This is a genomic window from Streptomyces sp. NPDC047525 (genome assembly GCF_040643025.1).
Taxonomy (GTDB): Bacteria; Actinomycetota; Actinomycetes; order Streptomycetales; family Streptomycetaceae; genus Streptomyces; species Streptomyces durmitorensis.
Genome location: NZ_JBEYTL010000004.1, coordinates 172,401 through 185,704 on the forward strand (window position 1 = coordinate 172,401; position 13,304 = coordinate 185,704).

At 72.1% G+C, this 13,304-nt stretch carries 8 protein-coding genes; 1 reads left to right on the plus strand and 7 read right to left on the minus strand.

Annotated elements, in window-relative coordinates; genetic code table 11:
• The 6 genes from ABZ833_RS13195 to ABZ833_RS13220 all read right to left on the minus strand — a co-directional run bounded on the left by ABZ833_RS13195 (position 1) and on the right by ABZ833_RS13220 (position 8,116).
• Positions 1-1,434 carry a SidA/IucD/PvdA family monooxygenase gene (locus tag ABZ833_RS13195; RefSeq protein WP_361045268.1) on the minus strand — a complete coding sequence of 478 codons (1,434 nt, stop codon included), beginning with the start codon at positions 1,432-1,434 and terminating at the stop codon, positions 1-3.
• Positions 1,431-2,822, minus strand: a complete 1,392-nt coding sequence (locus ABZ833_RS13200) for an aminotransferase class V-fold PLP-dependent enzyme (protein ID WP_361045271.1) — start codon at positions 2,820-2,822, stop codon at positions 1,431-1,433. Before ABZ833_RS13200 ends, ABZ833_RS13195 begins: the two co-directional genes overlap by 4 nt.
• A gap of 448 nt (positions 2,823-3,270) precedes the next feature.
• The gene (locus ABZ833_RS13205; RefSeq protein ID WP_361045274.1) at positions 3,271-4,122 is read right to left on the minus strand and encodes an NAD(P)H-binding protein; all 852 of its coding nucleotides are present in this window, start codon (positions 4,120-4,122) and stop codon (positions 3,271-3,273) included.
• Between the two features lie 122 nt (positions 4,123-4,244).
• Entirely contained in the window at positions 4,245-6,773 is a 2,529-nt protein-coding gene (pepN, locus tag ABZ833_RS13210) for an aminopeptidase N (protein ID WP_361045277.1), read from the minus strand.
• A gap of 87 nt (positions 6,774-6,860) precedes the next feature.
• Positions 6,861-7,196, minus strand: coding sequence for a chorismate mutase (locus ABZ833_RS13215; RefSeq protein ID WP_249590510.1), 336 nt, complete (start codon positions 7,194-7,196; stop codon positions 6,861-6,863).
• Positions 7,197-7,207: 11 nt separating this feature from the next.
• The gene (locus ABZ833_RS13220; protein WP_249590509.1) at positions 7,208-8,116 is read right to left on the minus strand and encodes an AraC family transcriptional regulator; all 909 of its coding nucleotides are present in this window, start codon (positions 8,114-8,116) and stop codon (positions 7,208-7,210) included.
• Positions 8,117-8,253: 137 nt separating this feature from the next.
• On the opposite strand from ABZ833_RS13220, the gene ABZ833_RS13225 reads away from it, so the two are divergent.
• Positions 8,254-10,047, plus strand: a complete 1,794-nt coding sequence (locus tag ABZ833_RS13225) for a beta-galactosidase family protein (RefSeq protein ID WP_361045281.1) — start codon at positions 8,254-8,256, stop codon at positions 10,045-10,047.
• Positions 10,048-10,125: 78 nt separating this feature from the next.
• Here the strand turns inward: ABZ833_RS13225 and ABZ833_RS13230 are convergent, their stop codons facing one another.
• Positions 10,126-13,218: an endo-alpha-N-acetylgalactosaminidase family protein gene (locus ABZ833_RS13230; RefSeq protein WP_361045284.1), complete on the minus strand. Its 3,093-nt coding sequence runs from the start codon at positions 13,216-13,218 to the stop codon at positions 10,126-10,128.
• Positions 13,219-13,304: the final 86 nt, after the last annotated feature.

Genomic DNA, 13,304 nt, shown 5'->3' on the forward strand with positions numbered 1-13,304 from the left:
TCAGCTCTTGAGGGGCACCAGGTTTCCGCGCTGTTCGCCGATGAGGCCGGTGGCGGTGCGGGCCTGGGGTCCCTGGAGGCCGAAGCTGGTGAACGCGGTGCGCTGCGGGAGCGGGTAGGGGGACGTGCCCGTCAGGGTGTTGAGGATGGTGGCGCTGCGCCAGGCGGCGAGGCCCAGGTCGGGGGCGCCGACGCCGTGGGTGTGGCGTTCGGCGTTCTGGACGTACACGCCACCCGTGACGGAGGGGTCGAGGACGAGGCGGTACTGCTCGTCGATGCGGGGGCGCTCCGAGGAGTCCCGGCGGATGTAGGCGTCGAGGCCCCCGAGCACCTTGTCGAGGGGGCGCTCGCGGTAGCCCGTGGCGAGGACGACCGCGTCCGTGGTGAGGCGGGAGCGTGTGCCCTGCTGGAGGTGTTCCAGGTGGAGTTCCACCCGGGTGGTGGCGACGCGGCCCGCGGTGCGCACACAGACGCCCGGGGTGAGGACGGCGTCGGGCCAGCCGCCGTGCAGGGTGCGCTGGTAGAGCTCGTCGTGGATGGCGGCGATGGTGTCGGCGTCGATGCCCTTGTGGAGCTGCCACTGGTGGGGGACGAGGCCGTCGCGCACGGTTTCGGGCAGGGAGTGGAAGTAGCGGGTGTAGTCCGGTGTGAAGTGCTCCAGGCCGAGCTTGGAGTACTCCATGGGCGCGAACGCCTCGGTGCGGGCGAGCCAGTGGATCTTCTCCGCGCCCACCGGGCGGTGCTTGAGCAGGTCGAGGAAGACCTCAGCGCCGGACTGTCCCGAGCCGATGACGGTGATGTGGTCGGCGGCGAGCAGCCGGTCGCGGTGCAGGAGATAGTCAGCGGAGTGGATCACGGGGACGGCGGGGGCGTCCGCGAGGGGCTTGAGGGGCTCGGGGACGTGGGGCGCGGTGCCGACGCCGACGGCGACGTTCTTCGTGTAGGTCCGGCCGAGCGCCTCGGCCTCTCCCTCGGCGTCGAGCTGCGTGAAGTCGACCTCGAAGAGGTCCCGTTCGGGGTTCCAGCGCACCGCGTCGACCTGGTGCCCGAAGTGCAGCGCGGGCAGGTTCTCGCTGACCCAGCGGCAGTACGCGTCGTACTCGGCGCGCTGGATGTGGAACCGCTCGGCGAAGTAGAAGGGGAAGAGCCGCTCGCGGGTCTTGAGGTAGCTGAGGAAGGACCAGGGGTTCGCCGGGTCGGCGAGGGTCACCAGGTCGGCGAGGAAGGGCACTTGGAGGCTGGCGCCGTCGATGAGGAGCCCCGGGTGCCAGTGGAAGGCGGGCCGCTGTTCGTAGAAGGCGGCGTCGATACCGGCCAGGGGCTGGGCGAGGGCGGCGAGGGAGAGGTTGAAGGGGCCGATGCCGATGCCGACCAGGTCCCGGGGTTCCTCGGGGGTGGTGAGCGGCGGGGCGGGCTTGTCGTTCTGGCCGGTCATCGGGGGGTGGTTCCTTCCACGAGCTTCAGGAGCTCGGCGAGGTCGCCGGGCCGGGTGTGCGGGTTGAGCAGAGTGGCCTTGAGCCAGCGGCGTCCGTCGATCCTGGCCCGCCCGAGCACGGCACGGCCCTGGCCGAGCAGCTCGCGCCGGACGTACGCGATGTGGTCGTCGTCGGCGCCGACGGGCCGGAAGAGGACCGTGCTGATGACGGGCCGGTCGTACAGCTCGAAGCGGGGGTGCGCGGCGACGAGGGCGGCGAACTCCTGTGCCTGGTCGCAGACCTGGTCGAGGAGCGCGCCGATCCCCTCCCGCCCCAGGGCCTTGAGCGTGACGGCGATCTTCAGTACGTCGGGGCGGCGCGTGGTGCGCAGGGAGCGGCCCAGGAGGTCGGGGAGGCCCGCTTCGGTGTCGTCGCCCGCGTTGAGGTAGTCGGCGTGGTGGCCGAGCGCCACGAGGTCGTCCGGGTCGCGGACCAGGAGCAGCCCGGCGGCGACGGGCTGCCAGCCGAGCTTGTGCAGGTCGAACGTGACGCTGTCGGCGCGCTCCATGCCGTGCAGCAGCGCTCTTCGTACGTCGCTGAAGAGCAGCGGACCGCCGTACGCGGCGTCGATGTGCAGACGGGCGCCGTGGCGCGCGCAGAGGTCGGCGATCTGGTCGAGGGGGTCGATGAGCCCGGCGTCGGTGGTGCCCGCGGTGGCGGCGACGAGGAACGTGCCGGGCGGGCCGGTGAGTTGGGAGAGTGCCTCGTCGAGCGCGGCCGGGTCGAGGACGCCGGCGGGCGCGGGGACGGTGACCGGTTCCGGCATGCCGAGGAGCCAGGCGGCGCGGCCGAGCGAGTGGTGGGCGTTCTCGCCGACGACGAGCTGGACGGGGCCGTGCGCGGCGGTGCGCTCGCGGGCGAGGAGCAGGGCGAGCTGGTTGGACTCGGTGCCGCCGGTGGTGACGAGGGCGTCTCCCCTGCCGGTGCCGTAGGCCTCCGCGGCGAGGGCGCGCGTGACCAGGGTCTCGATCTCCGAGGCCGCGGGCGCCTGGTCCCAGGAGTCCATGGAGGGGTTGAGCGCGGACGCGGCGAGGTCGGCGGCGACGGCGAGCGCGAGCGGCGGGCAGTGGAGGTGGGCGGCGCACAGCGCGTCCGCGGGGTCGGCGGCGCCCTCGGCGAGTGCGTGGACCAGGGTGCGCAGGGCCGCTTCGGCGCCTTCGCCCCGGGCGGGCAGGACCTCGCCTGCGGCCTCGCGCACCCGGGCGGCGACGGCGGTGGGGCCGCCCGCGGGGAGCGGCCCCCCGCGCGCGGTCGCCCCGGTGCGCAGGGCGTCCAGGGCCGCGGCGAGCAACGGCCTCAGCGCATCGGGTCCTTGGGCGCCTCCGGCGAGGGGCGGCGGAGTGCTCATGGGCGACGTCCTTCGGGTGCACGCGGGCGGGGTCACCAGCCTGTCTGCCGAGCAGGCGGCACGCCCGGAGAGCTCAACGATCCGAACCCGAAAGTGGTACTGCCGTGCGGAGAAAGCGTGTTGGCGGGGGCCGCAGTGCTAGGTGCTCCGCGGGGTGGGCGGATTCTGGCTGCGGGTGCCCTGCGGCTGGCGCGCCGTTCCCCGCGCCCCCTTCGGGGCGCCCCCCTCCCGCCGGGGAATCACCTGCGGGTGCTGTGTGGTTGATCGCGCCGTTCCCCGCGCCCCCTTCGGGGCGCCCCCCTCCCGGCGAGAGATCTCCTGCGGGTGCGTCGTGGTTGCTCGCGCCGTTCCTCGCGCCCCCTTCGGGGCGCCCCCTCCCGGCGGGAGATCTCCTGCGGGTGCTGTGTGGTTGATCGCGCCGTTCCCCGCGCCCCTTGCGGGGCGTCTCTCAGGTGCTTTGGGTGAAGTCGTTCTTGTGGTCCCTTGCCCAGTCCGTGAACGTCCTTGCCGGTGTGCCCGTCACTGACTCCACGGTGGTGGTGATCTCCGGTGCGACGCCCACCGCCTCGGCGAAGGATTCCAGGATGGCCGGCAGCATCCCCGCGGGGACGTGCGGGAACATGTCCTCGGTCACCTCCTCCGGCGGCACCTCGACGAACTGCACGTCGCGGCCGAGCGCCTGTCCTATCGCGTGGATCTGCTCCTCGGTCGACACCGCGGTGGGCCCGGTGAGGCGGTGGACGGCACCCCGGTGTCCGTCGTCGAGGAAGGCGCGGGCGGCGACGGCGGCGATGTCGGCCTCGTGGATCGGCGCGGTGAGCGCTCCCGCGAAGGGGCCGCGCACGGTGTCGCCCGCGCGGATCTGGTCCGCCCACTGGAGGGAGTTGGTGGCGAAGGCGTTGGGGCGCAGGAAGGTCCAGTCGAAGCCGCCCCCGCGCACCCGCTCCTCGAGGTCCGCGTGCGCGACGTAGATGGGGTGGGTCTCGTCGGCGCCGTCCTCGATGATCCCCGACGACAGCATGACGACGTGCTCGACGCCGCCCTCTCGGGCCGCCTTGAGCACCGCGTCGGCGTGCTCACCGACGGCCGCCATGTGCAGGAACAGCGCGGACGCGCCCTCGAACAGCGGGGCGAGGGCGGCCGGTTCGGCGGCGGGGTCGAAGCGCGCCACCTCGGCGCCCGGGGGCAGCTGCGCACGGCGTGGGTCGCGGGTCAGCGCGCGGACGGGAGTCTGTGCGGCGGCGAGCTGGGTGACGAGGGCGCGGCCCACGTTTCCGGTGGCACCGGTGGCGACGATCACGAAGGGCTCCTAGGGATCTCGTGCTGGATCTTCGAGCCTAGGGCGGTGTGCGGGTCCGCTGGATCGTCGGCTGGGACCAGGTCCGTGTAGGTCCGCGGACCTAGTCCCAGCCGGGCCGGGGACTAGGCCTCTGCCGCCTCCCGCACCCTCAATGCCCTCTCCAGGTCATCCAGTTGGTCGGCCAGCTTGCGGCGCAGGGCGGGAATGGGGTCGGCGTCGCGAAGGCACTCCCGGCCGAGGCGGAGCGTCTCGGCGTCCACCGAATCGGCGGGGAAGGCCCACCGTCCGGCGACGTCGGCGATGGCGGGGCCGCGCCGGGCCGCGACGGCGACCGCGTCCTCGTAGTACCGGGGGATGTACTCCCGTACGAGATCGGCGTGTTCGGGCTGCCAAAAGCCCTGGGCGGTGGCGGTGAGGAGGTAGTTGGAGAGGTCGTCCGAGGCGAACATCGCCTCCCAGGCGCGGCGCTTGGCCTCCGGGTCCGGCAGTGCGGCACGGCAGCGGGCCGCGCCTTCCTGGCCGGTGGCGCTGGGGTCGCGCTCCAGCTCGGCGGCGATCGCGGACTCGTCGGCGGCGCCGAGGACGGCGAGGCGGGTCAGGACGCGCCAGCGCAGCTCGGGGTCGAGCTCGGGACCGCCGGGGACGGTGCCCTCGGAGAGCCACTCCTGGAGCGGGTCGGGGCGCGTCGCCACGTCGATGAAGCCGCGCACGGCGGTGAGCCGCAGACCCGGGTGCGAGCCGTCCTCCGTGCGCCGGATCAGGTCACGGCACAGTTCCGTGAGGGTGGTGAGGGCGGAGGTCCGCCGGGCCGGGGGCAGGTAGCGGTCCGCGACGTAGCCGGTGGCGAAGGCGAGGACGCCCTGGACGAGGGCGAGGTCGGTCTCGTCGGGGAGGTGCGCGCGGGCCGTCTCCAGATAGGCGGTGCCCTCGAGTTCGCCGTCGCGGACCATGTCGCGCAGGCTGTTCCACAGGACGGCGCGGGTGAGGGCGTCGGGGACGCGGGAGAGGCTGCGCAGGGCCGTCTCCATGGAGACGTCGTCGAGGCGGATCTTGGCGTACGTGAGGTCCTGGTCGTTCGGCACGATCAGGGCGGGCCGCCCGCCGTCGCTCGGCGGCACGGAGGGACCGGAGTGCGGGACGTCCGTCTCGTACCGCTCGCGCAGGACCAGGCCCTGGGGGTCGGTGAGGTCGCGGTCGAACACCCCGACGGCGACGCGGTGCGGGCGGCTGCCCTCGCGGTCGACGGTGAGGGTCCACTCACGGGCGTCGTGCGCGACCGTCGAGGTGAGCGTGTCGACGCCGGTCGTGCGCAGCCAGGCCTCGGCCCATCCGTGCACGTCGCGGTCGGTGTTGTGCGCAAGTGAATCGATGAAGTCGGCGAGGGTGGCGTTCGAGAACTTGTGCCGGGCGATGTGGGTGTTGATGCCGGCGAGGAAGTCCTTCTCGCCGAGCCAGGCGACCAGTTGACGCAGGGCGGATGCGCCCTTGGCGTACGAGATGCCGTCGAAGTTGAGCATCGCGGACGCGGTGTCGGGCACGGCGTCCGGGTCGGGCGCGACGGGGTGGGTGGAGGGGCGCTGGTCGGCGTCGTACCCCCAGGCCTTGCGGGCGACGCCGAAGTCGGTCCAGGTGTCCCGGAAGCGGGTGGCTTCGGCCGTGGTCTGGAAGCCCATGTACTCGGCGAAGGATTCGTTCAGCCAGATGTCGTCCCACCACCTGAGCGTGACGAGGTCGCCGAACCACATGTGGGCCATCTCGTGCGAGATGACCATGGCGCGGGTCTGCCGCTCGGTCTCGGTGACGGCGGAGCGGTAGATGAACTCGTCGCGGAAGGTGACGAGTCCGGGGTTCTCCATCGCTCCGGCGTTGAACTCGGGGACGAACGCCTGGTCGTACGAGTCGAAGGGGTAGGGCTCGTCGAACTTCTCGTGATACCGGTCGTAGCACGCGCGCGTGACGTCGAGGATCTCGTCGGCGTCGGCGTCCAGGAAGGGCGCGAGCGAGCGGCGGCAGTGGATGCCGAAGGGCAGTCCGCGGTGTTCGGTGCGGACCGAGTGCCAGGGGCCCGCGGCGACGGCGACGAGGTACGTGGAGATCAGCGGGGTGGCCGCGGCCCGCCAGGTGCCGCCGCCCACGTGCTCGGTCACGCCGTTCGCGAGGACGGTCCAGCCCTCCGGGGCGGTGACGGTCAGCTCGAAGACGGACTTCAGGTCGGGCTGGTCGAAGGCCGCGAAGACGCGCTGCACGTCCTCCATGAACAGCTGCGTGTACGCATACGTCTCGCCGTCCGTGGGGTCGGTGAAGCGGTGCATGCCCTCGCCGGTGTGCGAGTAGCGCATGGCCGCGTCGACGCGCAGTTCGTGCTCGCCCGTGGTGAGTCCGGTGAGCGCGAGGCGGTTCTCGACGAGACCCGCCGGGTCGAGCGGCTGCCCGTCGAGGGTGACGGAGCGCAGCTCGGCGGGCTTGACCTCGACGAAGGTGTCGACCGCGGCCGCGGAGCCGTCCGCGGGCTCCCCGAGCACCGTGAAGCGGATGACCGTGCGGGAGTCGAAGGTCTCGGCTCCCGTGGTCAGATTCAGCTCCACGCTGTACCGGTGGACGTCGAGGAGCCGGGCTCGGGTCTGCGCTTCGTCGCGCGTCAGTACGGACATGGGTCCATGCTGCCTGATGTCACTGACAACGGTGCGGGAGCCCCGGATATCGGCGGACTCAGCCCTGGGCGGTCTCGCGCCCGCGGCTCACGCCGACTTGGCGATCGTCTCGTGGTGGCGGATGACCTCGGCGATGATGAAGTTCAGCAGCTTCTCGGCGAACGCCGGATCCAGCTTCGCGCTCTCCGCGAGCTCGCGCAGGCGGGCGATCTGGCGGGCCTCGCGGTCCGGGTCGGCGGGCGGGAGGTGGTGGTTGGCCTTGAGATGGCCGACCTGCTGGGTGCACTTGAAGCGCTCGGCGAGCATGTGGACGACGGCCGCGTCGATGTTGTCGATGCTGTCGCGCAGGCGGGACAGCTCGGCGCGCACGGCCTCGTCCGCGGGCCCGGCTCCGTTGGCGTCACTTGTGTGGCTGGTGGTCATGGTCGACGAGCCTACGTTGCCGGTCCTTCGCCGCCGACGGCGGAAGAGCGCAAAATCGGCGGGTGGTCGGGGTCGGGAATCTGCTGCGACCAGCCGCCGGGTACCGCGCGTCCCTGCTGCTCACGGAAGCGCACGGGCGCCATGCCGACGCGGCGTGTGAAGAGCCGCGAGAAGTACGCCGGGTCGTCGTAGCCGACCCGGCGCGCGACGGCCGCCACCGGCAGCTCCGTGGCCGCGAGCAGCTCCTTGGCGCGCCCGAGACGGATGCCGAGGAGATAGTCCTTGGGGCTGCAGCCCGCGCCCCGGCGCACCGCCGTGCGCAGCTCCGCGGGCGTCATGCCGTGCCGCGCCGCGTGCTCGGCGACGGAAAGTGGCTGGAAGGCGTCGCGGGCGAGCGCCTGGAGCACCGGGTCGCCGTCGGGGGCTATGTCGGCGCGGGCCCGGCGGAGCGCGACGAGGAGTTCATGGACGGCGGCGCCCGTCTCGACCTCCAGGAGCGGGTTGCCGCGCCGCGCCGCGCGCGCGATGCGCCCGACGGCGGCCCGCGCGCCGGTCGCGTCGGAGAGCGGCACCACGGGCCGGGTGGGTTCGATGTAGCCGAGCTCGGTGTACGTCGCCGTGGCGGGCCCCGTGAAGTCGACGAAGCACTCGTCCCAGCCGCTCTCCGGGTCGGGCCCGTAGTGGTGGCGCACTCCGGGGGTGAGCCAGATCAGGGCGGGCGCCGTCACCGTCGTCCGTCTGCCGTCGGGTCCCTGGAACCAGCCGCCGCCCGCGCTCACGACCACGGCGACGTGGTGGTCGAGGGTGCGCGGGCCCACGGTCGGCAGGGCGCCGTGCTGCAGGCCGACCCCGAGGCAGGCCAGGCCGAGGCGGTGGTGGGCCGGGCTCGGCGTGAAATACCGCATCCACGTGTGGTACATCCGCTTGTGCCCCTTCCGTCCGGGCCGCGGCCCCGCTCGCTGCGTCCAACCCGCCTAGATCTTTGTCCATGGACCCCGCTGCCCGCCAGAGGTGATCGTGGCTGATCAGTGGTGAGCGAGAGGGATTCAGGGACACGATGAACGGCTTCAGGGTGGGCGAGGACGATTTCGAACTGGACGGGCGGCCCGTACGGCTGCTCTCCGGCGCGCTGCACTACTTCCGGGTGCACGAGGCACAGTGGGGCCACCGCCTCGCGATGCTGCGGGCGATGGGGCTCAACTGCGTGGAGACGTACGTCCCGTGGAACCTGCACGAGCCGCGCCCCGGAGAGTTCAGCGACGTCGAGGCGCTCGGCCGTTTCCTGGGTGCCGCCCACGAGGCGGGCCTGTGGGCGATCGTCCGGCCGGGACCGTACATCTGCGCCGAGTGGGAGAACGGCGGCCTTCCGCACTGGCTGACGGGCGCGGTGGGAGCACGCGCGCGTACCCGCGACGCGGAGTACCTGGGACACGTGGACCGCTGGTTCGGCCGCCTCATGGCGGAGGTCGTCCCGCGCCAGCACGACCGGGGCGGCCCGGTGATCATGGTGCAGGTGGAGAACGAGTACGGCAGCTACGGCTCGGACCAGGTCTACCTCCGCCACCTCGCCGACCTGCTGCGCTCCGAGGGCGTGACCGCACCGCTGTTCACGTCCGACGGCCCCGAGGACCACATGCTCACCGGCGGCTGTGTCCCCGGCGTCCTGGCGACGGCCAACTTCGGTTCGCAGGCCCGCGCGGCCTTCGAGACGCTGCGGGGGCACCGCCCCAAGGGGCCGCTGATGTGCATGGAGTTCTGGTGCGGCTGGTTCGACCACTGGGGCGCCGAGCATGTCGTGCGGGACGCGGCGGACGCAGCGGACGCGTTGCGCGAGATCCTGGAGTGCGGGGCCTCGGTCAACCTCTACATGGCGCACGGCGGCACGAACTTCGCCGGCTGGGCGGGGGCGAACCGGGGCGGTGGCGCGCTGCACGACGGCGTCCTGGAGCCGGACGTCACGTCCTACGACTACGACGCGCCCATCGACGAGTTCGGGCGCCCCACGGAGAAGTTCTGGCGCTTCCGCGAGGTGCTCGCCCCGTACGCGGAAGCGCCGCTGCCGGAGCTGCCCGCGCCACCGCCGCGGCTCGGGGCGCGCGCGGCGGCGAACCTGTCCCGGTGGGCGCCGCTGTCCGCGGTCATGGAGTCGCTCGGCGGCCCCGATGCGGAACACGCCGTACCGCCCACCTTCGAAGAGCTCGACGTCGACCGCGGCCTGGTCCGGTACACGGTGACGGTGCCGGGCCCGCGGCGGCCGTACCCACTGAGTGTGCGGGGGCTGCGGGACCGGGCCGTGGTGTACGTGGACGGGGTGCGGGCCGGTGTCCTCACCGAGGACGAGCCGTCCCTCCCCGAGTCTGTCGCGGGGCACGCGCGCGTGGAGCTGTGGGTGGAGTCCCTGGGGCGGGTCAACTACGGGCCGCGGACCGGCGAGACGAAGGGCATCACCGGCGGGGTGCTGCACGAGCGGCAGTACCTGCACGGGGTGCGGGCCCAGGGGCTGCGGCTGGACGCGTTCTCCTCGGCGGAGGCCGTGCGGGGGATTCCTGCCGCTGGGGACGGCGGCGGTCGTCCGGGGCTGTACCGGGGGTCGGTCGACGTCCGTGGCGCCGCCGGTGACGCGCTGCTCGAACTGCCCGGCTGGGAGCGGGGGTTCGTGTGGGTGAACGGATTCAATCTGGGCCGGTACTGGGCGGTGGGCCCGCAGTCCTCGCTGTACGTTCCCGGGGCCGTGCTGCGGGAGGGCGAGAACGAGGTGTGGGTCCTTGAGCTGGAAGGGGCGGCCGAGGCGGGAGCGGTCTCCCTCTCCCCGGTCCCGCCCCTCCCCCGGACCGACTCCATCGGCCAGTAGCCGCAGGGGGACACCCGCGACGGGCTGAGAAATCAGCCCGTCGCGGGGAGCTGTCGCGAGGAGCCGTCGCGGGGAGCCTCAGACCTCTCGCACCTCGAAGGCGTCCAGGACGAACTCCGCGGTGCCGTCGTCCCCGCTCTTGCGCAGCCCGACCCACGCCTCGCCCTTGGCGGGGGCGGTGAACTCGTACGTCAGAGCGGTCGGCTCGGTCGCCACGGGCAGCTCCTTGCGGTCGGTCTCACGCGCCGCGGGTTCGTCGACGGCGGTGATCCACGCGTACTGCCCCGCCTTCTCGTTCTCGTACCGGAAGGAGACGCGGTAGCGCTTGCCCGCCTCGAAGCGGGCGGTGTGCGGGACCGTGCGGTAGACGAGCCCGGCGTTCTCGCCACGGGACTTGAGGGACTGCGCGCCGTCGATGACGTCGTCGATGGCCTTGCCGTTCCAGCCCCGCTGGGTGAACGGGGCGTGCCGCTGCGCGATGTGCGTACGCGGGTCGGTGACGTCGCCCGCGTCCCCCTTCACGAACGGCCCCCATCCCTGCGGCACGTGCTCGAAGTCCTCGGAGGCGAGCGTGCCGTCTCCGGGGGCGCCGGCGCCCGTGGCGGAGACGATGCGCACGTTGTCGAAGCGCACGCGCGCGTGGCCCGCGTCGGCCCGGAGCGTCAGCTCGGCCGTGCCGCCGCCGTCGGGGACCGTGAAGGGGACGGACATCCGCTGGAAGCGGGTGCCGTGCTTGCGGTCGGCCGCCACGTAGTTGCCCGCCGTGGAGGTCCGCGTCCAGTTGGCGGCGGTGACACCGTCGGCGGTGCGCACCTCCAAGGTGGCCTTCCGCTCGTCTCCCGCCTTCTCCCCGACCTCGACCTGCACGGAGGCGACGTACGCCCCTGCCTTCAGACGGCGCAGCCGCTGACCGACGGCGGCCTTGCCGCCCGGCGCGATGACGAGTTCGTGGTCACCGAGCTTGCTGAGCTCGACGGAGGCCGGTCCGGAGACCTTCCAGCCACGCAGAGAGCCGGAGTTGAACCCCGGGTCGTACAGAGGCGTGCCCTGCCCCCAGCCGGGATCGGGCACGGCGGCGGCACGCGAGCGGTACAGGACGTAGGGCTGCTTGGCCTTGGCGTCGAGGGTCACTTTCCCCCCGCGCACCGGAACATCGGCGACGAAGACGCGCCCCTGATCGGTGAGCCGGTACAACGCGACCTTGCCGAGCCCGGACCACCCGCGCGGCAGCTGCCAACTCCCCTTTCCGCCCTTCGGGTTGTAGTGATAGAGCTTCGCGGGATCGGTGGCCTTACGGGGCTCCCAGGGCAGCAGATAGCTCCCCCCGTCATAGACGACACGGCCATCCGTGACGACCCGACGGGTACCTCCGGTGTCGGAGACCTTCGTCTGCCCTTCCCCGAAGAAACTGATCTCGTGCTCGCCCCACGACTTGATGGGATGGGCCTGGAGATACTTGGCGGGCAGCGAGTCGGTCCAGATCAGATCGTAGAAGTAGGCCCAGTCGGTCTTCCCGACCCACCCTTCGAAGTTCCCCATGCGGGCAATGCCCAGAAGGGTCGGCCATTTGTCGGCGAAGACATCCTTCTGATGGTTGCGGATGAAGCGGATCAGCCGCGAATTGATGCCGCGCGACGTATCGGGACCGTAATCGGGCTCCGTCGCCCAGTGCGACCAGACGGACGAGCGCTCGAAGCCGTGCCCCCACTCGCTGGTGACGATCCAGCCCTGCTCGCGCAGGGCGCGCTGGAGCCGGTCGGAGGTCCACCCGGACTCCCGGAACACATCAATGTAAAGAGCGTTGAGCGCATCGTCGGCATCATCGCGAAGGTCGGCAAACCGCTCGATGATGTCACCGGACACCAGGTCGCGCCGCTGATCGATGCGATAGCTCTGATCGAGCCAGTCCCACTGCTCATTACCCTTGTCGACAAGCTTTTCCGAGAACGAATGCGCGACGGGATAGGACTCGGTGGCATTCACATGCACACTGAAGTCGCTGTTCCACTTCTTGCCTTCCCTGACCAGGGTGTTGAGGTCGTCGAGACCGCCCGCGCGCGTGTTGTAGTTCCCCGCGTAGTCGGGATGCGCGGAATCATGCCCCTCCGACTGATAGCCCTTGAGCAGCGTGTACTGCCGCAGGCCGTCCGTGGCCAGGTGGATCCGCTTGACGTTGTCGAGGGTCGCGAGGAACGGGTTCGTGGCCTGCGAGGCGAAGTTGAACGGAATGTGCGGGACGACGCGCAGATGCTGCTCGTCCGCGCCCAGCGGCTTCACCATGATGTCGCGGAACGCGATGGCGGCGTCCTGCCAGTCGACCTTGCCGTCGCCGTTGCGGTCACCGGTGATGACGACGGTGGCGTACGGAAGGGGCTCGGTGTCGCCGACGGCCGCGGTGGCCGCGCGGTGCGTCCACTGGCCGGGGGCCAGCCGGGCCTCCACGTACCCGCTCTTCTTGACGGTCTCCCGCCAGAGCCTGCCGTTGTCCCAGGTGGTTCCGGCCTCGGTGGTGGGCTTGTCGTAGACGGTGTTGGTCTCGACGGCGCCGCCCAGCGCGTCGTGCGCGACGACGGCGTAGGCACATCCGGTGGCCGCCTCGGCGGCGGTGTCCGGGGCGAGCCTGACCTCGGTGTCCCCGCTCTTGGCCTTGTCGAGCTGGACCTTGGCGGCGAGGAGGGTGGCGCCGGGCTGATCACTCCGTACGGCGAGAAGGGCGAGCCCGGGGACACGAAGGGTGCCGACGCGCAACTCGTCGCTGTCGTCGATCTCCGTGACCCGCCACTGCACTTGACGCCCCTTGAGGGCGATCTCGACGCGGATGGTGGCGCCCCCGCCGAGAGCGAGAAGGTACGCGACCCGGTCGTCACCGGTGGCGGTGACGGTCACCTTCGGGGTGTGCGTCACGTCGTCCACCAGGAGCGTGGTGACGGGCTCCGACTGTGCGTGCAGGACCGCCTTGGTGGCGCGGTCGGTGTACGAGATGACGCGGGGGAAGTCGGTGGCGACGCGTACGTCGAGGTCGGCGGAGCGGAGGACGGCCTCGCCCGCCGCCGCGGGCCTCGCCGAGGCGGGTACGGCGCCCCCGAGGCCGACGGCGACGGTGACGCCGGCCAGCGCGCCCGTGGCGACTACGGTTCTGCGGCTCGGGCCGGACGTGTCTGACGGCTGCATGGCACCCCTCCGTGGGACGGATCTCGGTGCGGTCACCCTGCGCCGGGAGGGACTTCTGCGCCCATGGACAAAGGCGACCCAGGTCT